The 19,988-nt window shown below is 45.3% G+C and carries 15 protein-coding genes; 7 read left to right on the forward strand and 8 right to left on the reverse strand.

Annotated elements, in window-relative coordinates; all coding sequences use genetic code 11:
* The first annotated feature begins 131 nt into the window (after positions 1–131).
* From NCI00_RS01110 to NCI00_RS01130, 5 genes are all read left to right on the forward strand, one after another.
* Entirely contained in the window at positions 132–428 is a 297-nt protein-coding gene (locus NCI00_RS01110) for a LytR/AlgR family response regulator transcription factor (protein ID WP_253524092.1), read from the forward strand.
* 48 nt (positions 429–476) lie between these two features.
* Positions 477–1,112, forward strand: a complete 636-nt coding sequence (locus tag NCI00_RS01115) for a hypothetical protein (protein ID WP_253524094.1) — start codon at positions 477–479, stop codon at positions 1,110–1,112.
* 142 nt (positions 1,113–1,254) lie between these two features.
* On the forward strand, positions 1,255–2,862 hold the full coding sequence (locus NCI00_RS01120) for a M43 family zinc metalloprotease (RefSeq protein ID WP_253524096.1): 1,608 nt from the start codon (positions 1,255–1,257) through the stop codon (positions 2,860–2,862).
* A 148-nt stretch (positions 2,863–3,010) separates the two neighbouring features.
* Entirely contained in the window at positions 3,011–3,574 is a 564-nt protein-coding gene (locus NCI00_RS01125) for a Tll0287-like domain-containing protein (protein ID WP_253524098.1), read from the forward strand.
* An 8-nt stretch (positions 3,575–3,582) separates the two neighbouring features.
* Entirely contained in the window at positions 3,583–3,975 is a 393-nt protein-coding gene (locus NCI00_RS01130) for a rhodanese-like domain-containing protein (RefSeq protein WP_253524101.1), read from the forward strand.
* Positions 3,976–3,978: 3 nt separating this feature from the next.
* Here the strand turns inward: NCI00_RS01130 and NCI00_RS01135 are convergent, their stop codons facing one another.
* A complete protein-coding gene (locus tag NCI00_RS01135) occupies positions 3,979–4,734 on the reverse strand; it encodes a DUF6503 family protein (RefSeq protein WP_253524103.1) in 756 nt (251 codons plus the stop codon).
* Between the two features lie 161 nt (positions 4,735–4,895).
* On the opposite strand from NCI00_RS01135, the gene NCI00_RS01140 reads away from it, so the two are divergent.
* The gene (locus NCI00_RS01140) at positions 4,896–5,951 is read left to right on the forward strand and encodes a saccharopine dehydrogenase family protein (protein ID WP_253524105.1); all 1,056 of its coding nucleotides are present in this window, start codon (positions 4,896–4,898) and stop codon (positions 5,949–5,951) included.
* Positions 5,952–5,968: 17 nt separating this feature from the next.
* Here the strand turns inward: NCI00_RS01140 and NCI00_RS01145 are convergent, their stop codons facing one another.
* From NCI00_RS01145 to NCI00_RS01155, 3 genes are all read right to left on the reverse strand, one after another.
* Positions 5,969–6,715 (reverse strand): hypothetical protein, encoded by a 747-nt coding sequence (locus tag NCI00_RS01145; RefSeq protein ID WP_253524108.1) that lies wholly within the window; start codon positions 6,713–6,715, stop codon positions 5,969–5,971.
* A gap of 42 nt (positions 6,716–6,757) precedes the next feature.
* On the reverse strand, positions 6,758–6,982 hold the full coding sequence (locus NCI00_RS01150) for a DUF3820 family protein (RefSeq protein WP_253524111.1): 225 nt from the start codon (positions 6,980–6,982) through the stop codon (positions 6,758–6,760).
* Between the two features lie 90 nt (positions 6,983–7,072).
* A complete protein-coding gene (locus tag NCI00_RS01155) occupies positions 7,073–9,256 on the reverse strand; it encodes a penicillin acylase family protein (protein WP_253524114.1) in 2,184 nt (727 codons plus the stop codon).
* 122 nt (positions 9,257–9,378) lie between these two features.
* Here NCI00_RS01155 and NCI00_RS01160 point away from each other — a divergent pair, with 122 nt between their 5' ends.
* Positions 9,379–11,877, forward strand: a complete 2,499-nt coding sequence (locus NCI00_RS01160) for a cation-translocating P-type ATPase (RefSeq protein ID WP_253524117.1) — start codon at positions 9,379–9,381, stop codon at positions 11,875–11,877.
* Positions 11,878–11,924: 47 nt separating this feature from the next.
* Here NCI00_RS01160 and NCI00_RS01165 read toward each other — a convergent pair whose 3' ends face one another.
* From NCI00_RS01165 to NCI00_RS01180, 4 genes are all read right to left on the reverse strand, one after another.
* Positions 11,925–12,197 (reverse strand): Ada metal-binding domain-containing protein, encoded by a 273-nt coding sequence (locus NCI00_RS01165; protein WP_253524120.1) that lies wholly within the window; start codon positions 12,195–12,197, stop codon positions 11,925–11,927.
* The gene (locus NCI00_RS01170; protein ID WP_253524123.1) at positions 12,194–12,904 is read right to left on the reverse strand and encodes a 2OG-Fe(II) oxygenase; all 711 of its coding nucleotides are present in this window, start codon (positions 12,902–12,904) and stop codon (positions 12,194–12,196) included. Before NCI00_RS01170 ends, NCI00_RS01165 begins: the two co-directional genes overlap by 4 nt.
* A 76-nt stretch (positions 12,905–12,980) precedes the next feature.
* Positions 12,981–16,157, reverse strand: coding sequence for a CotH kinase family protein (locus tag NCI00_RS01175; RefSeq protein WP_253524126.1), 3,177 nt, complete (start codon positions 16,155–16,157; stop codon positions 12,981–12,983).
* A gap of 633 nt (positions 16,158–16,790) precedes the next feature.
* Entirely contained in the window at positions 16,791–19,985 is a 3,195-nt protein-coding gene (locus NCI00_RS01180; RefSeq protein ID WP_253524129.1) for a CotH kinase family protein, read from the reverse strand.
* Between the last annotated feature and the right edge of the window lie 3 nt (positions 19,986–19,988).

Here is a 19,988-nt window from a genome sequence, read left to right on the forward strand (position 1 = left end):
TCAATAACATAATTTTCTTCCGCAAAATTTTGCGGAACCCTCAAAACGCATTTTGCTAACCATTTGTAGGCACGCCCTTTCTACCTTTCAGCCATTAAATTTTCGTCACTGATTTTTAGAAAGCACACCACATGGCACTACCACATTTCCGCTTACCCTTGAGGCAATCTGGAATTATTCACACCACTCAGTTGGCCTATCTTCAAGCAGACCGCAATTATACCATTCTGTATTTTGAAGACGGCAGCCGTGAGGTCTATTCCAAAACCCTAAAGCTATTTGAAGCAAGCCTACCTGCCGAGCATTTTGTACGTATAAGCAAAAGTTACCTCGTGCGCCGAGACTATATCGACGGCTACATTACCAAAAAGGAGATCAAGCTGAAAAACGGAGTGCCCTTGAAGGTAGCGCGGCGGAGGAGGTTATAAATAAGTCATCGAAGAATAACACAAACCCTCACTAGAATCACCACTAAAATGCTGAAACAAGTATTATTTTCGGTAACCTTCGTACTGATAGCTGGGCTATCTTTTGCCCAACAAACAACCATTACGCCTGGCAATGTTACGACAGGTAGCCGCGACTATGTGCTATCTATTCCAGCATCATCGTTTCAGGCAAGCGATAACACTACTGCTTTTCATAACAATGGGGCCGAATGCTATTTTGATAATGGGACAAGCAACACCTATTATTTTCACGCACCCATTGCGCTTCGAGACAGCATCCGAGTAAAAGAACTAGAACTGGTTGTAAGGTGTCGCGCAGGCGGTACCTTGAAAATAGAGTTGATAGAGGGGTATTCAAATAGTGGTACTTCATCGGGCGGCTCATTCATTTATCAAACTACTACTTTGTGGTCTTCTACGGGTTTTAATTTCCCAGGCGATGGGTTCAATGGCTTTATGAATTTTCATTTGCCTTTTGCTGTACAGAACTTAGCAATAATTCAGGGTACATTTCCTATCAAATTAAACCCATTGCCCTATGGTTTTTCGGGCGGCAACTACAAAGTCAATAATTCTAATTTTTATTACCTCAAAGTAAGCCAAGTTCAGAATTGGTATGGCGATTTTAAAATATTGGGAGCGATTTTGAGGTATCAGCAATAAGACAATTATTCAGGAGGAAAAATATGAGACACATAAAAGTACATTTTTCCCGCCGTTGATGTCCGCATCTACAACCGAGCCCTTACCAATGCCGAAGTACAGAGTATTTATATCATAGAACGGTAACAAAGACTTCGTTAAAATGATCATTCGAAAAAGTATTATCCTCTGCCTGTACGTCATGTTGGTATCTTGCAGTACGCTTAGAGAGATACCGGCTGTTAAAATAGCCACAGTAACCGTAAAATTACCGGCTTCCTCTTCGATATTCTGGTTGGGAGAGTCTGAGCCGCTTCCTCTGTCGGTAGAGTTGAAGGATGCTCAAGGAAATTTAATCTCCGGTTACAACGGCACAGTTACCTATTTTTCCAATGGGAAAACCTTGCCCAACAGTACATTTGACCCTAGCACAGAGGGAGTTTATACGCTCAAAGCGATGGTTGAGTCAGTCGAATCAGCCGTTGTTTCTGTCACAGTCAAAGACCCTCAAAAAGAAATGGAGCGATTGGAATTAAGAAGCGGGTTTTATTACAGGTATGCCGTTTGGCATGTTCCTGTCAATACATGGCCGGATGTAGTTCCGAAAGGATACGATAAAGCGGGAAACGAAATTCCCATTGGTAAAAAAGCGAAAGTGCAGTTTCGTGGTAAAGAAGCCGTTCCGTCTTCGATTCAGCTCAACCAACCCGGCAAAGAGACAATAATAGGCAGCGCTTATGGAAAACAGGCGGAATTAACTTTTCAGGTACGTGCTCCCCGAACTTTTGACATAGTACGGATACCATTGATGTTTCACTTTTGTCAGGCAGGCGATTATACCTACCCCAATTCCTCAGAAACCGACGAAACGATGCGAAAAAAAGGAATAGAAGCACTCAAAAATGAAAACTACCTCAAAGTGCTTAACCGCATTTTTCGCAACCGCTATGAAGCCGATATTGCTGCGCATGATCCCAATGCACACGATACTTTCATTGAGTTTTATTTGGCGGAGACTGACCCTGACGGGAAACCCCTGCCCCAAAAAGGAGTGAATTTACTTGATTTTAAACGTCCTGCCCAAGCAGGGAGTACATACGATTGGAATACCCCTGAAGCAAAGGAATACACGCAGAAAATTGAGAACTTAGTAAAAAGGTGGAACCCAAATGAATACCTCAATATTCTGGTAGAACCCGCAGCATTGAACATTCCCTACGCCGGTGCGGCCGGTGGCGGCGGACTGGACGTGGCTCGCAAAGAAGCAGTACCAAAGGAGTTTTTTGAGTTGCCGATTGTCAATTTTAATCCGTACGGTACATTTTATGCAAAGAGTAATGCGCCGCTTATTCGACTAAACGGATTTGCCCAATTTTTGTGGGGAGGTCTTCCAACCGTTGATAAGATTCCGACAACCATCCCTCACGAACTTGGTCATATCTTCGGGCTGCCTCATACATTTGGGTTGGCTTCCAACTGTACTGATGCTATTCATTCGGATGGCCTTTGGGATACGCCTACCTGTGCCAATGACAAGGTAACGGTCAATTGTGAGACAGTCCCTTTTGTACAGAAAAACTTAATGAGCTATTTATACAGTGGCCAAAAAGTGTATTTTACCTACGATCAGGTAACGGTTATGCGGGCAAGAATAGAAGCCGGATTTAATTTGCCTACTCCTCGTAACAGGGGAAAGTTATTTACGAACAGCGTTGCCCAACCTGATGTATATTCATTTGGTTGTGTACATAATTGTTCAGGTAACCACTAACTAAACGATTCTACAATCATTATCACTATTGTCAAAGCCAAGCGTATAAATTCTTCCGAGCTTGGCTTTTCTTTTTTCCGTAACATTCATCACAGAAATTCATTGCCGAAAATCGTATCTTCGTCCCAATATTTAGATCACGAATGCAATGAAATTACAACTTACCATAATAGCTGCAGCATCCGTTTTTTTTACGGCGTTTTATACCGCCGAAACAACGCCCCAACAAACCATAAATTACCATAAGCTGGGCGATTCACTCAGCTTGCAGGCTCAGCAAAGTCTGATTTCCAACTTATTGGGAGCAATTGAAAAAGGCGGAGCGGCCTATGCGGTAGATTATTGCAACGAGAATGCCGTGCCGCTCACCAAGGCGCTTTCGCAGAAACATCGGGTGGAGATTCAGCGAATTTCGGCCAAAAACCGAAATCCTGACAATGTCGCCTCGCTGTTTGATAAAAAAATACTGGATCTTTTTGCCGCCAATTCCCTGAAAGATACGCTCGTGCAGGTTTCAAAGGGCTACGTTTATTACAAACCCATCAAAATCGGAATGCCTACCTGCCTCCAATGCCACGGCAAACCCAAACAAGACATTGAAGCCGCCACGCTGAAAACAATTCAACGAAAATACCGTTTTGACAAAGCAACTGGCTACGCCATGGGCGAATTGAGAGGCGCATGGAAGCTGACGTTCGTCACCAAACAATGAAAAGTTCAATGAAAAACAGTCTATTTCTTCTCGGATTCATCTTAGGGCTGGGGGCTTGCTCACCGGGCCAAAAAGCACAAACCATTGACGCAAAAACCTTTCAAAACCTCATAGACACCCTCCCCGACGAGGTGGTGGTAGATGTCCGCACTGGCCCCGAACTCGTGGGTGGTGTTATTCCGCAGGCCATCCACATGGATTACAACGGCCCCGATTTTGAAAAACAGATTGCCAAACTCGACAAAAACAAACCAGTTCTGCTCTATTGCGCTACGGGTGGTCGCAGCGCCAGTGCGGGCCAATTATTGCTAGAAAAAGGGTTCAAAAAAGTGTACAACCTAGACGGAGGCCTCAACGGATGGCGAGCGGCGGGGTATTCAACCGCCATCGTAGCCCAATAATCGTCACTTAGCTACGTAATTGCTCTGCTCAATCATGGAAAGGAATTTAGACTTTCCCTCCAAAAAGGCTTTATCGTACTCCGTGGTGGGGATGGTTTTGTCCAAAATTTCGTAGTTCTCATAATTCTGAAACACAATCCCGCCAACGGTGTCGCGCTTGACGGCTTTACGCAAACGCGGTCCACCGTTGGCGTACGAAAGGTAATCGAGCGTATTAGTGGATTGGTTAATCCAATAACAAAACTCATCTTCGTGGTCTTTACCGCCGCCTTCCTGCTCAAAGGTGACCCTGATTTTGTGGTATTTTTGATTGTCAATGCTTATTTCACCAACGTATTTCAGAATAACGGCAGGCTCCGAGAGCTTGAAAGGAAGCAACACAAAATAAGCAATTGCATTGGTGCCCTCGCGGTATTTATCTTCGTCTTTTTGGGAAAGCACCTGAGTTGTATCATTGCGCTTTCTGACAAAACTTTCGTTGGTCAAAATATCATGATACACATTGTTGAGGGAGTCGGTGGTGGTTCGCTCGTAAATAAATTGAGTGCCCGTTTGTTTTAAGTGAACCTTAAATTTTCGAAAGTCAAACGACACATCAAAGGTTTCGTAATTTTTGCCGCCGTGGGCTTCAATGCATTTGTCAACTATTTCTTTGGCCTTTTTATCGACGGGTCTTTCCTTAGCTGTGCTATTTTGATTGGTGTTATTACAGGCAATACAACCACTTAAAAAGAGAAGAAAACAAACGAATCTTAACATAGAGACCAAGATTTAGGTAAAACAGTTAAACCGACAAAACGCCATTTTTGTTGCTAAACTACGTTATTTTCAAGATTACCCGCTTCAAATAGCTTTATTTTCTCTCTCCATCGGGTCGCTGCCTTTTAGCTGTTACCTTTACCCTCTAAACCTCAACCATCATGTCATTTCTTATCTACGGCGCAAGCGGATTTACGGGCACACTCATCGTCGAATTGGCGGTAAAGCAAGGCAAAAAGCCCGTCATTGCGGGACGAAACGAAATCAAAATCAAACCCCTTGCCGAAAAACACGGGCTTGAATACCTGATTTTTGACCTGAATAATCAAGAAAATATTGTCAAACAGCTCAAAAAATTTCCGTTGGTCTTAAATTGCGCCGGTCCCTTTACCCGAACCGCCCAACCCTTAATCGAAGGCTGTTTGACCACCCAAACGCACTATTTGGACATTACGGGAGAAATAGAAGTGTTTGAATTGGTAAAATCATACCATCAAAAAGCCCTCGCAAGTAAGATTGTTTTGATGCCCGGCGTAGGCTTTGACGTCGTTCCGACGGATTGCATGGCCAAGCTACTCCACACAAAACTCCCCGACGCTACACACCTAGAATTGGCTTTTACCAACGTCGGCGGCAGCGTGTCGCACGGCACCATGACCACCATGCTCGAAAACCTCGGCAATACGGGCGCGGCCCGAGAAAACGGGGTCATTGTGCCCAAACCGATGGGTGACAAAGGCAAAATAATTGATTTCGGCAAGTTTAAACACTTCGCCATGACCATTCCGTGGGGAGATGTCTCTACTGCATATCACACCACGGGTATTCCCAACATCGAAACCTACGTGGGTGTGCCCAAGTTGGCGTATTGGTCGATGAAGCTACAATTTTTGTTCAACCCTATTTTACGCAGCCGTTTTATCAAAAAACAATTGCAAAACTACGTCGACAAAAAAATAACGGGACCGACCGAGCATCAATCCCAAAAAGGGCAATCATTCATTTGGGGCAAGGCCACAAATACCGAAGGTAAAACCGTTGAAGCACGTTTGGTCACTCCCGAAGGCTACAAATTGACCGCCGAGGCTTCGTTGCTCATCACCCAAAAAATATTGGATTTAAAAAACGTGGCAGGCTATCAAACCCCAGCGGGGCTGTTTGGTTATGAATTGGTTACGGAAATAAATGGAGTTAATTTCGAGAAAGAACCACGTTGATTCTTTCTCGAAAATTGCTACCGAATCGGGTCAAAAATGGAGCCACTCACGCCTGTTTCAGTCAATGAACGTCCTGTTCTGAGGTTTTCTATCGGCAGTTTCAACGGTCCAAGTTGATGAAAACTGGGCAGCATAACCCCCGAAGGCTGTTTACTCCAACCTTCCCACGTAGCCATTACCCCTCCGACGGGAAGGACTTTTACCCACATTTTGTAGGACAAAGGCAATCCGCTGGCATCGAGCTTCCAGAGGTAAGCATCTCCGGGTGTAACTCCGCCGCTGGCATAACTGACCAATAAATCGTTGGTACCGTTTTGATTGGGCACCAAACTACGGGTGGTTCCTTCGTCAAACACTTTGAAAGGAGCAATCAACCAAAACGAATCGTTGCAAAAATATGCCCATGCTTTTCCACGAACCACATCCAAATCTGGCCCTTTTACTTCTTCAGTTCCTTTGAATGCCCTCCCCTTTTCCCAAGTTTGGAGATTCAGTAAAACCCGATAGTCACCCCAATTGACAAAAACAAAGTTGTTGTTTTTGTCCCATACGTATGTATGACCACCGCCGTATTTCCAAGTGATAATACGGGTACTGTCCCACGCCAATTTGTTGACCGCTGCCAGCATTTTTTTTGCTAAACTATCGGCTTGGGCGCTTGGGGGTGCCACTGGTCTTTTTTCATTCAAGAACACAAAGGCCGTTAACCCAATCAATGCAACCAACCCCACGAAAATCCCCAATCTTTTTACAATTTTTCTCATTCGTAAGTTTAGTTTATAAAGTAAAACTGCCTGCTAAAACCTTTATTTTTTCTCCCTCAACGGTTTCAGCAGGTATTCTAATCCATTCAGTTTAATTTCGTACATCGTTGCCAACAACGCACCCAACTTCCCGGCTGGAAAACCTTCTTTGTGAAACCATACCAAGTAGGGTTCGGGCAAATCACACAGCAATACCCCTTTGTATTTGCCAAAAGGCATTTGAAAGGTCACTAATTCCTTTAAAAAGTTTGGATTAAAATCGCTCATATATCTGTATATCAATAAATTACACAGAGAACCACAGAGCGAATTATTTCTCTGTGGTTCTCCCTTTTTTCTCCGAGGTTCTCTGTGTCATCATTTCTCCCCTGGATGATATGTTTTTTCGGCGTTTTTCAAGACATCTTCTTTGTAAAACAATACATCTTTGAATTTCCCCTGCGAATACATCAACCCTTGGTCGAAAAAGTGCTTAGAGGCAGGGTCACCGCTTTCGCCACCCGCCAACAGCGACTTGGCGGTGATACGTGGACCAAATTCAACGGCGCAAATAAAACTGTTGCCGCTCACGCCGTAGCGCTTGTTGGTACCCGGGTACGGCCGGCTGTTATACGACGGCAACATCCCCCACAACGCCGACGCGTATTTGACGGGATAACTCGGTTGACTATCATCGTATTTGGATTGCACATCGCCCGTCAGGCGCTGAAACCGGTTGATTTCGCCCCAGGGCATTTGCCATTTCCCAAACTTGGTTTTAAGGTCATTCAAGGCCGATACCAACGGCGACGTCAATTGACTGAGTGTAGCCTCAGCGGCAAAGCGCTTGGTGTTTGTCACTTGGTCAGCTTCGCCTTCGTTGATGTAAAGACGGGTAATGGTCGGCGTCAGTTTTTGGGCCCATTCGATGGCCACCGTGGTCGCTACCGAATTCTCAGACGTATGATAATCCCAATTTTTCAACAACGTAACGGCCTCATTCAATTGAGAATACAGCGAATCGGTTGGCTTTACATTTTTTTCAAACGAACTAACCAACGCAGGCACCAACACTTCAAATGCCGCAAGGTAGGTATCATAGCCCGACGCAATCACCTTGTCGAGGGTATAACCACTTCCTTGACTCAACACCCGAACGGCATTTACCCCCCTGAAATTCTCGCCATCAGGCGCCATGTATGGCGGAAAATTTTCTTTCTTTGGGCTGTTTGCACCCGCTGCCGTAAAAGGCGTTGAGTTACAATTTTGCAGCCAGCCATTCACGGGATTGTACAAATGGACAGACTCTTCTACGGGATGCAGTCCTTTCCATTCGGTTGCGGACGTGGTGCCATCCATTACTTTCGACCAGTTTAGATTTTTATCACGAATAGGCACATAATTACCGTGCCAATAGGCAATATTTCCTTTATAATCCGCAAAAACTGTACTGTTTGAGGTATTGGCCTTGAGGTCCATAATTTTTTTATAGTCTTCAAATCCTTTGGCTTTGGTGCGTTTCCAGCTCTGAATCAGGCTCGTCATGGAGCGATTATACGACCGCAGACTTACCCATTTTCCGTCACGCTTGGCCATAATCGGCCCGTGATGCGTGTAATAGGTGGTAAATGTTTTACTTTTCAATACGTCACCGTCGAGGTACTTAATGGTAATTTTCTTTTCCGTAACGGGCTTAAGTTTTTGGTCATACTCGTAGAAAAATTTATCGCCTTTTTTGGTCACTTTTTCGGCATACATATCAGCTACATCGACGTTACACGAAGTATGCATCCAGCCGCAATATTTATTAAAACCCTGATAAACAAAGAATTGCCCCCAAGTTACGGCCCCGTATGCGTGAAGCCCCTCCTCGCTCACAACTTGCACTTCTGGTCGAAAATAAAACGTTACGTGGGGATTAATGTACAAAATGGCGTTGCCTGAGGCCGTTTTAGAAGGCGCAAATGCAAAGCCGTTGGAGCCTGTTTGGTACTCTGGGTCTTTGGGTTCGGCCAAAGCAGCGGTGGCCTCTCCTGAATAAAAATTCTTCAATTCAGGCACCGTCAACTCCGCCGTGCTGATGGCCCCGATACTGCCATCGGTCCACAATAGCTGATACCAAGGTTGAAATTTGGTCAGCAATGCTGGCTTTACCTGCGGGTTTTTGAGTAAATAATAGTTGATGCCATCGGCGTAGGCGTTCAGCAGTTTTTTCATCCACGGCTCCGCTTTGTTGTAATCTGCAATGGCTTCCGTGGTATCAATCAGCAACTTAATTTGCAAATCATTGTACAAAGCCGACTCCCCTTTCAGCTCAGCCATTCGGCCCAATTTCTCAATATAATTCAATTCGACGCGTTTAAAATCATCCTCGCATTGGGCATATAATAATCCAAAAACGGCATCGGCATCCGACTTACCGTAAATGTGCGGAATGCCCCAATTGTCGCGAATGATGGTGACGCGGTTTGCCTGCTGCTGATAGCGGGCGATTTCGGCGGGCGTAAACTTTTGGGCAAATACCGATAACGGCAACAAAAACAGGAGAACAAGGTGCTTCATAAGGGTTTTTGAGTAGTTTGATGATGAAAATCAGTCAGAGCTATCCACGTTTATTTTGTAGATTTAGCAAACTTATCAATAACTCACTCAAGCTCAAAAGAAATTAGGGCTGGTTTTTTATTATGGCAGTCAACCCATATCCATTTCAAGGCCTTTCGGATGCCGAAATCGAAGACTCATTAGACAAAAACGGAAACAATGCCCTCCAAAAAGGGGACAACGATGTTTGGTGGCAAGCACTCAAAGAAGCCGCTACCGAGCCTATGTTTCTGCTCTTGGTCGCATGTACCGTCATTTATTTTTCGTTGGGAGAATTGTCGGAAGGCTTTTTTATGTTGGGGGCCATTTTACTGGTTTCAGCCATCTCTTTTTATCAAGACTCCCGCAGCAAAAAAGCCCTCGAAGCCCTAAAAGCCTACACTCAGTCGGCCGCGACGGTGATTCGGAACAATCAACTGGTCGATATTCCCGTCGATGAGTTGGTCATCGGCGATACCGTTGTAGCCTCAGAAGGAGAACTCATTCCTGCCGACGGAAAATTGCGGCAAATCAACGATTTCTCCGTCAACGAATCGCTGCTGACGGGCGAAGCCTTTGCCGTTCAAAAGGAGCTTAATTCTGACGAAAACGGTCAGGTTTATCGGGGTTCGTTGGTGCAATCTGGGCAGTGTGTTTTTGAAGTAACAGCCGTGGGGAAGCAGTCAAAATTGGGACAAATCGGCCAGTCGCTCAGTGAAATCCAATCCGAGAAAACACCGTTACAAATACAAATTGAAAATTTTGTCAAAAAAATGGCCGCCGTTGGCGTGGTGGTTTTTCTGATTATTTGGGGGATTAATTATTTTCAATCGCGCGATATTTTAGAAAGTTTGCTCAAAGGGCTGACCATCGCTATGTCAGTCCTCCCCGAAGAAATCCCCGTGGCATTTGCTTCATTTATGGCCTTGGGCGCTTGGCGATTGATGCAGCAGGGCGTGATTGTCAAACAAACCCAAACCGTGGAAGCGCTGGGTTCGGCCACGGTGTTATGCACCGATAAAACGGGCACCATCACCGAAAACAAAATGGAATTGCATCAAATATACGTGATGCAAACCAACCAAGTTGCCCAAAGCGGCCATTGGGATTCGGCCGCCGCACAAGAGCTCATCACCACTGCCATGTGGGCCAGCGAACCCGCCCCTTTTGACCCCATGGAAAAGGCCCTGCATCAGGCATACGCATCTATCACTGCCACCGACGAGCGCCCGCTGTTTAAATTTATTCATGAATATCCACTCTCGGGCAAGCCACCGATGATGACGCATCTCTTTGAAAATGAAGCAGGGAAACGCATCATTGCCTGCAAAGGTGCACCCGAGGCCATCATTCAACATTCTTCCGTTTCAGAAGAACAAAAAGCCATCATCTTCCAACAAGTCGCCGAGTTTGCCGCTGAAGGCTATCGGGTTTTGGGCGTAGGAACGACCGATTTTGAAGGCAATGAGTTTCCCGAAAATCAACAGGATTTCGAGTTTCGATTTCTGGGATTGGTAGGATTTTATGACCCGCCCAAACGTAACATTTCCAAAGTTTTCAAGCAATTTTATGACGCTGGCATCCAAGTCAAAATCATCACGGGCGACAATTCCCTCACGACCGCTTCAATTGCCAAACAAGCCCATTTTAGGAGCAAGCTCCCTCCCATCACGGGCGACGAATTGCTTAAACTAAGTCCCGAAGAGCAGGCCGATAAAATCAGCAAAGTGAGCATCTTTACCCGGATGTTTCCCGAAGCCAAGCTTAAAATTATTAATACCTTAAAAGACCAACACCAAATCGTGGGCATGACGGGCGACGGCGTCAACGACGGCCCAGCCCTCAAGGCGGCCCACATCGGAATTGCCATGGGAAAACGTGGCTCAGAAATTGCGAAACAGGCCTCTTCCTTGATTTTGGTGGATGACGATTTCGGTAAAATGGTAGATGCCGTTGCGATGGGGAGAAAAATTTACACCAATCTCAAAAAAGCTATTCAATACATCATTTCCATTCACATCCCCATCATTCTGACGGTAGCGTTGCCGCTGATTTTGGGGTGGGTTTATCCGTCCATTTTTACGCCCGTACACGTAATTTTTCTAGAACTCATCATGGGGCCGACCTGCTCCATTGTTTACGAAAATGAGCCCTTAGAAAGAAACGCCATGAAGCAGCCCCCCAGAGCGCTAACGGATACATTTTTAAACCTCAAAGAGTTATCTATCAGCATTGTACAGGGCTTATTTATTACGCTGGGCACTTTATTTTCATACCGCTATTCGGCCGCAGAGGGCTATGACGAAAACCTAACCCGGACCATGGTTTTTGCGACGTTGGTCATGGCCAATGTATTTTTAACGCTGGTCAACCGCTCGTTTCAGGAATCTATTTTTACCACTTTTCGGTATAAAAACAACCTCTTGGTAGGGGTCATTGCCATCACGATTTTACTGCTGGCGGCGCTAGTATACGTCCCTGTTTTTGCGTCCTTTTTCAAGCTATCGCCGCTCACTCTCTCCCAGGTTGGAATCGTATCTTTGGTAGGCTTCGCGTCAGTAATTTGGTTTGAGGGATATAAGTGGACACGTAGACAAAAGTAATAAGGCTCAGTTGTGAGAAACTGCGGCAGTCATGTGCCTGCGGTTTCTCAAAACTGCAAGTCTTGTTCTTTTTTCCAATCCTGATATTCTTTCGGCATACAGTGTCCACAGGGCCGGTAACCATGCCGCAATGCCTCTTCCTCGCTCTTAAAAAAGACGCGGTTTTGAGGTTTGAGTCGTTTGCCCGACGCGCAGGTAAGTCGCCCATAAATTTTTAAGTGACAATTGCCACCAAGGCTGATTTCACCAGTACCAATCAATACTGAAAGCATTCTCAATCGTCCAAAAGTAGTAGGGCCTAGCTCAAGGTGCTTTCTCATTTTGCGTCATGAAAAATGATGCCAACATTGTAGCGTTTTCCCGCCAAGACTTCACTGACACCGTGCCGCATGGCTGTTCGGTAGTACCCTTTTGTACCTAAAACAGGTCGAAAATTAGTCGTAAAAACCAGCATTTGACCCTGAGTAGGCCGCAGTACAATTGCCTTGGACTGCATCCGAGGGCGCTGTTCGGTCATGACAAATTCGCCACCCTTGTAGTCTTTTTCAGGCTCAGTAAGGAATAAAACCGCTTGAAAAGGGAAATACACTTCTCCGTATAAATCCTGATGTAATGTATTAAAATCCCCTTCTTCATATTTAAGAACTAAGGGAGTGGGCCGATGTTGCCCCTTTTGGTGGCATAATTCCAAAAAGGCACTGAGCGTTTCGGGATAATGTACAGGAATGCCCAACTTATGCATCCAATCGTTGGCAACGGGAGCTAAATACGGATATAACCCACTGCGAAGTTGGTCGATAACGGCAGGCAGTGGGTAGGAAAAATACTTATATTCCCCAAGACCGAAATTATACCGTTTCATATCAATTACGCTGCGATACGCTTCGGGGGTATCATACATTTCGATGAACGTGTGGCATACTTCGGGAGACACCACGTCAGAAAAAAGAGCGAAGCCCTTTTGATTCAATGAATCAATGGCTTCGCTCCAGTTGATGTTGGTAAATGGAATTATCGGTTGCATCATTTATCGGTTCTTGTTTCAACAAAAGAACGTCAAAGTCGACACCCCAACAATCCGTTTCTTGCGGGATGTATGTAGGTCAGGGGCACCCGCTGATTTGGGCCCGAAACACCGCACCTTGGCTCGTGTTGAAGCCCGGGTTTAGTTCAATAAAGCGTTTGGCATCGTAAAGCACATGCGACGTACTTGCCACGCTCGCCGTCGAAACCAGCATTCCTTCTTGCTGGGAACTTGCTCCCGCCACCGTAGGTCCGCTTAGCACTCGCTTAGTTTCCACAAAAATATCATCTACCCCCAATTCGTCGCGCGCACCACTCGTACCGCTTTGCCGGTAATAACGCCACAGCAATTGAATGTAAGGCTGGTTGGCCAAAACATTGGGCAGCGTTACGTCAAACACCGTACTATCACCATCGGCACTACCCCGGACATATTCAACTACTTGATTGTTAGCATCTAATACATCAGTAAAACTTCCCTGATCTCCGATACGATATTGCAACCGAATGGCATACTGACGGAGGTTTATTTTAACGGTACGCCCAGTCCATCTGACCCGCACTTCATCTTTGCCTGTTGTACTCAATATCAGTAATGCCCCTCCCAACTTAGTGGCAGGATAGCCAACGTTCTCCCCTCCAGTATTAATAAAAGAGAACCCCCTTGTTCCCAATCCGTTAATTCGGGTACTGCTTATTAAATTAAATGCCCCGCTCGTATAGCCCGCAATCAATGAACTTACCCCAGGGTCTGAATCTGCCATATAAACAAATTTCATATTGGCTGGGCTTGTGCCAGGAGTAGATGTAGAAGCCCATTCGGTAAAACGGTATCCACAAGGGTCTAACGGAACAACCTCAAAAACAGCCGTGTAACTACGATTAGAAGTCGCTATCACCGTCAGCACGCTGTCGGTTAGAATCGTCGCATTATACACCCAATGTTTGAATTTATAACCTGTTTTTCCGTAAGCCCGCAGTTGGACTGGAATACTGTTGTAATACCTTCCCGTCCAAGGGTAAGGCGTAGCACTGACGCCGGGCGTTGTTGGTAAAATCTCAATCGTGTTTACTTTCACATACCCGTGGTCAGGATTAGATACATTGACCGTCAGGTCGTACTGGCCGCTGATACCGAATTTACCCTGAATCTGACCGCGTTGATTGTTGGGACGCTGTTGAATAAACGTAATACAGTCGTTGATTTTAGTTAACCACTCGGTGCTACTAGCCAGTGTTTTCCAGCGGTCGAGGTGGGCAGGAATTTCGGCGCTGATACCGTCGCGTTTGGCATTGACGAGTTGCGTGAGGTGGGCGGGCAGGAAGGCCGTATTCATCAAATCGGCAAAACGATTGATGAACGCATACTTAAACGTTTCGTTCAACAATAGTTTTCCCAACAAAAACCCCGGACTGCCAACGGTCCCGATGGTGGAAGCAATCGAAAGTCGGTTTTGGGTAGGCTCAGTCATGGCGTGGTCGGTATCGTATAGGCTCCACCGCCACCGTCCGTCATGGCCATAGGCTGCGTTGGGGTTGTAAGGAGTTCTCAAACGCCAAAGTTTGATGTTGTTGGGGCCCCAATCCCAGTTGTTATAGTAAATTTCCGCAATCTCATAATCTATAAAACTCTCCACATCCATTTGGGTCTTGATATAGTCGTAATGCGTCGCGTTGGCGATATTGTTTACGTTGATATAATTGAGCATGGCATCATAGTGCTGCGTATCACCTTCGTCTACCTCCGTACCTATCACGTCCAGATTATCCGCATCCACTCCGTATTTTTGGGCATAATAATGCTTATCCTGCCGTTGGCGCAAATTATGAATGCCCCAATATTCTCCGTTCAAAAAAAGAATGGAAGGTCTGTACGCCTGAATATCCATCTTCAGGTGTGCCACCGACCCGTGGATGAAAGCATCTTTGAATAACGTTCCTGCATAATCGTTTCCTGAATTTCGCAGGATAAACGTTTTGTACTCAGAATAAGGCAAATCAGGAAATATCGAATTTTCGATGGTTTTATATTGATCCGTGCCGTAGATTCTCAATGACTTAAACCGATACCCACGCGACCAACCGCCGTGGATTCGAAGCCCAATATCTTGTTTGTAAACCACCGTATCAGACTCAATAATTTCAAAATGGGACGCCCGCTCGGCGGCTTCGCCAGTTCGACGGTAGTTGGCGGGATTATCGGTATCGGGGCCTTGAGTCGGGTTGGCCAACCGCCAAGTATCAAAATCAATCCCGGGTACATAAATCCCGTTGTAATAATCAAATAACCCATCTTCTTGCGACATGATTGACACCACGGGCAGCGTAAATTTATTGGCGCCAGTCGGCGAGAAGAAAAACGAACTCGAAGTAATTTCACTCGGCAATGCCCCGGGCTTCACGGCCATCGCCCTGACAATCTTACCCTTATAGATGGGCGATGCCGGCAAATAATCCAGCACCTGACTGTGGGTACTGGCCATCATGCTGATTTTGTTGGGCAAACTTGTAGGGTCGGCCACCGATATTGAGCTCGTGTATTGATAAGATTGATAGGTCTGATACAGACTAGGTCCCGGAAATGCATTGCGGTATTCGTAGCTTTGGGGCGTCAGTTTTGTAGAATCGGGCACCGAGCCGTCGATGGTATAATAGATCTTAACGCTTGGGTCGGGATGATTCATGGAAAGCATGAACGAGCTGTTATAAAATCCGCCTGAATGAGAAAACGCAGGCGGAGCCAACAACTCATTGTAACTGTTAGCCTCAACGTTGGCAGCTCCGGGCGACGAAGGTTTGAAATACTTCAGGCCCACGCCTCCATTTGGCAACCGACCGTACGAAATATCCATCGGCTGAGGCCCAAACGAAAGACTATCTACAATCGTAACGCCGTTGGTATCCACCAGCGCTACCCGCTCCCCATCGGCCGACAGCGAAAAACTCGTGTGATTGGCCCCTCTTGATACGGTACTACTCGCCCATATTACTAAGTAACCGTTGGCAGGTACGACCACTTGCCCGGGGGTGGTGGTAAAACGGAATTTGGTTAAATTGGAATACGTGTCCGTCATGTAATAACCCGCCAAATCAACGGGGCTACCGCTTGGATTATACAACTCAATCCAATCGGAATATTCGCCGGCATTGTCGGTGACCGTATTCTGATTGGAAGCCATCACTTCATTGATTTTCACTTGTGCACACAGGCTGGTGACATGCAGAAAAAAAAACAATCCCAATAAAAAGTGTTTCATAAAAAACTTATATTCAATCTGATTTATTACTAAAAACAGGCTGTAAACCACTGATTTACGTCATCTAAAAACAAGCCATTTTGTCAATAACCAAATGATTATTGCTAGAACAATTTTTAGTAAGTAGTAAATAGATTTCAGTATTCAGGGTTTAATTAGAAAAGGTAATTGTGGGTCTATAAATCGAAAAACTTCAATCTTAATACAACTTAGATGGTTATAATTAATTCTTTCATTGAAGCCTTAGTCAATGGATTCTTAGTAATCAAAAAACTACTCTGAATATGCCCGAACAAATAGGTAAAAAAATATACCTTTCAATATAAATAGCGAAGTTTTCTAATCAATAAATATCAACAACTACGGCAAATAAAATGCATAATTATTCCATTTATTTTAATTTATACCAAAAAGTTATCAAACGGTCTTTTTTTTAGGATAAATTAAAAAATGCGTCGCAGAAGAATAAAGGACTAGGCTTGAGCATTAAATTGCAATTAGGAAAAAGTGTAAAAAACTTTTTCCTAATTTTTAAATACACGAAGAAGAGTTTCAATCAAAAAGATTTTGTGCTAATAAATATGCTTTTTTTTAAAACCGTTTTAGAATTAAAAGAATAACGCAAATCCCTCCCTACGGACAGCCCTTTATCTGGGCCCGAAACACCGCCCCTTGGCTCGTGTTGAAGCCCGGGTTTAGTTCAATAAAGCGTTTGGCCTCGTACAATACTTGCGAACTACTCCCCACACTCACCCTCGAAAACAATACACCTTCATTCACCGTGCTTACACCCGCCGCTGTACTCCCACTCAACACTCGCTTGCTCTCCACATAAATATCATCCACCCCCAACTCATCGCGATTACCGCTCGTGCCTACCTTGTGATAATAGCGCCACAACAAGTATACATAAGGCTGATTCAACAACGTACTCGGCAGGTTCACCTTCAGCACCGAACTGCTCCCAACAGCCCCTCGGCTGTATTCTACCACTTGATTATTGGCGTCTAATACATCCGCAAATCCCTCGATTTTATCAATACTATACTGAAGTCGAATCCCGTATTCCTGCGCTCCTCGCGCAAATGTTCGCCCCGTCCAAGTCACACTTACACTGTCCTTGCCTTCCGTATTCAACACTAAAAGAGCACCGCCTAGCTTCGTGCCAGGATAAACCGTACCGCTGCCCGTATTCACAAATGATACCCCGTTTGCCCCCTGACCACGAATACGGGTGCCGCTCGTTAGGGCATATCCCCCCGTCGTAAAGCCCTTTACATCCGAATTCAATCCTGGGTCGGTGTCGGACATGTACACAAATTTCATGTTTGCGGGAAATGTACCCGCCGTAGAGCTAGAGGCCCACTCCTTAAAAACATATCCACAAGACTCCAACGTGGCGGCTACTAAGGCTGGCTCAAAAACTGCCGTATAGCTACGAGCCGAACTCGCCGTAATGGTCTGCACGCTGTCGGTCAGTATCGTTGCGTTGTAAACCCAATGTTTGAACTTATAGCCAAGTTTCGGACGCGCTCGTAGCACCACGGGAATCGAATTATCCGACTTATAAAAATAGCTACCCGTCCAAGGATAAGGCGAAGCATTTACACCTGGGGTACTCGGCAAAATATCAATAGTGTTGACCCGAACATACCCGTGGGCAGGATTGGACACATTGACCGTCAGGTTGTACTGACCACTAAGACCGAATTTGCTTTGGATATGGGTCTGCTGATAGCCTGGGCGCTGTTGAAAAAAAGTAATACAATTAGCAATTTTCGACAGCCACGCTGCGCTATCTGATAAGGTTTTCCAACGTTCTAGATGGGCAGGAATCTCGGCGCTTATTCCATTGCGTTTTGCTTCAATAAAACCCGTGAGATAAGAAGTCGTGAATACTGTATTCATTAAATCGGCGAATCGATTGATAAAATCGTTCCGAAATGTCTGATTCTGTAATAACTTTCCCAACAGAAAGCCCGCGTCCCAATAATTTGTAAATGAAGAAGCAATCGACAATCTATTATCAGTCCAATTACTTATTGTAGCATCGGCATCATATAAGCTCCAGCGCCATCGACCGTCGTGCCCCAAAGGTGCTAATGGATTATAAGGGACTTGCAAACGCCAATATTTAATATTATTGGTTCCCCAATCTTGATTGTTGTAAAATATCTCGGTTATCTGATAGTCGCGAAAGCTCTCCACATCCATCTGGGTTTGAACATAATCATAGTGGGTATTGCTTACTACACCATTGGTATTAATATAACTAATCATCGATCTATAATGAGTAGTAGTGCCCTCTTCAATCTCTTCTCCTATGATATCCAGACTATCCCCATTCACTCCGTATTTTTGCGCGTAATAGTGTTTATCTTGCCGCTGACGCATATTATGAATACCCCAATATTCACCATTCAAAAAAAGTAATGCTGGTCGATACGCCTGAATATCAATCTTCAGGTGAGCAACGGTTTCATGGACCAGCGCATCCTTAAAAAATGTCCCATTGTAATCATTACCTGCATTCCGTAGGATAAACGTTTTATATTCATCATAGGGTAATTGCGGAAACAAAGGGTGCTCAATGGTTTTGTATTGGTCGGTGCCGTACAACCGCAATGATTTAAATTTAAATCCCCGGGACCAGCCACCATTGATGCGAATCCCCACATCTTGCTTATATACTACGGTATCGGATTCAATAATTTCAAAATGAGATGCCCGTTCGGCAGGCTCGCCTGTACGTCGATAATTAGCGGGACTTCCAAAATCGGGGATGAGCGTGGGGTTGGCATTTCGCCAATTGTCAAAATCAATTCCTGGCACATAAATCCCGTTGTTGTAGGAAAATAATCCATCCTCCTGCGACATCACCGACACAACGGGTAACGTAAACTTATTGGCGCCAGTCGGCGAAAAGAAAAATGAACTCGACGTAATCTCACTCGTCAACGCCCCTGCCTTTACCGCCACCGCCCGAATCACCTTCCCCTTATAAAGCGGAGCCGTCGGTAAATAATCCAAATTTGAGCTGTGTGTACTGGCTATCGTGCTGATTTTATTGGGCAAATTCGATGCATCATCCACCGTCAGAGGGCTCGTGTAACTATACGACTGGTACTGCTTCGTCTGGTTGCTACCCGGATAGTTGTTACGGTAGGTATAGCTCTGAGGTGTCAAACTCCCCGCCGAAGGTACCGACCCATCCGTGGTGTAATAAATACTCACCCCAGGGTCGGGGTGGCTAATCGTTAAACCAAAACTACTGCTATAAAAGCCTCCTGCATGGGAAAAAACTGGCGGACTCAACAACTCATCATAACTGTTAGTAACCACATTGGCCGCCCCGGGCGTGGACACCGTAAAATACTTAAACGTAGTTCCTCCGTTGGGCAGCCGACCATAAGATATGTCCATCCGTTGGGGGCCAAAAGTCAGACTATCCACTATACTCAGACCATCTGGCATCACCAACGCTACCCGCTCACCATCGGCCGACAACGAAAAACTCGTGTGAGTTGCACCACTTGACACCGTACTGCTGGCCCAAATAATCAAATAACCGTTGGCAGGTACCACCACTTGTCCTGCAGTAGAAGTAAACCGAAATTTCTTCAAATTTGAATAATCGTCCGTCAGATAATAGCCCGCCAAGTCTATCGCAGCTCCGCTTGGGTTGTGAAGCTCTACCCAATCAGAATACGCCCCAACGTTGTCAACAACCGTATTCTCATTGGAGGCCATGAGTTCATTAATCTTAATCTGTGCCCTAATAAGTGTAGCACTCACCAACAAGAGCAGGAGGGTAAAAGAGTTTTTCATACG

Origin of the sequence: Runella salmonicolor, from assembly GCF_024158025.1 — a bacterium.
GTDB classification, from domain to species: Bacteria; Bacteroidota; Bacteroidia; order Cytophagales; family Spirosomataceae; genus Runella; species Runella salmonicolor.

Coding starts and splice junctions, on each gene's coding strand:
- NCI00_RS01110 (WP_253524092.1), top strand. CDS start 132: ATGGCACTACCACATTTCCGCTTACCCTTGAGGCAATCTGGAATTATT.
- NCI00_RS01115 (WP_253524094.1), top strand. CDS start 477: ATGCTGAAACAAGTATTATTTTCGGTAACCTTCGTACTGATAGCTGGG.
- NCI00_RS01120 (WP_253524096.1), top strand. CDS start 1,255: ATGATCATTCGAAAAAGTATTATCCTCTGCCTGTACGTCATGTTGGTA.
- NCI00_RS01125 (WP_253524098.1), top strand. CDS start 3,011: ATGAAATTACAACTTACCATAATAGCTGCAGCATCCGTTTTTTTTACG.
- NCI00_RS01130 (WP_253524101.1), top strand. CDS start 3,583: ATGAAAAACAGTCTATTTCTTCTCGGATTCATCTTAGGGCTGGGGGCT.
- NCI00_RS01135 (WP_253524103.1), bottom strand. CDS start 4,734: ATGTTAAGATTCGTTTGTTTTCTTCTCTTTTTAAGTGGTTGTATTGCC.
- NCI00_RS01140 (WP_253524105.1), top strand. CDS start 4,896: ATGTCATTTCTTATCTACGGCGCAAGCGGATTTACGGGCACACTCATC.
- NCI00_RS01145 (WP_253524108.1), bottom strand. CDS start 6,715: ATGAGAAAAATTGTAAAAAGATTGGGGATTTTCGTGGGGTTGGTTGCA.
- NCI00_RS01150 (WP_253524111.1), bottom strand. CDS start 6,982: ATGAGCGATTTTAATCCAAACTTTTTAAAGGAATTAGTGACCTTTCAA.
- NCI00_RS01155 (WP_253524114.1), bottom strand. CDS start 9,256: ATGAAGCACCTTGTTCTCCTGTTTTTGTTGCCGTTATCGGTATTTGCC.
- NCI00_RS01160 (WP_253524117.1), top strand. CDS start 9,379: ATGGCAGTCAACCCATATCCATTTCAAGGCCTTTCGGATGCCGAAATC.
- NCI00_RS01165 (WP_253524120.1), bottom strand. CDS start 12,197: ATGAGAAAGCACCTTGAGCTAGGCCCTACTACTTTTGGACGATTGAGA.
- NCI00_RS01170 (WP_253524123.1), bottom strand. CDS start 12,904: ATGATGCAACCGATAATTCCATTTACCAACATCAACTGGAGCGAAGCC.
- NCI00_RS01175 (WP_253524126.1), bottom strand. CDS start 16,157: ATGAAACACTTTTTATTGGGATTGTTTTTTTTTCTGCATGTCACCAGC.
- NCI00_RS01180 (WP_253524129.1), bottom strand. CDS start 19,985: ATGAAAAACTCTTTTACCCTCCTGCTCTTGTTGGTGAGTGCTACACTT.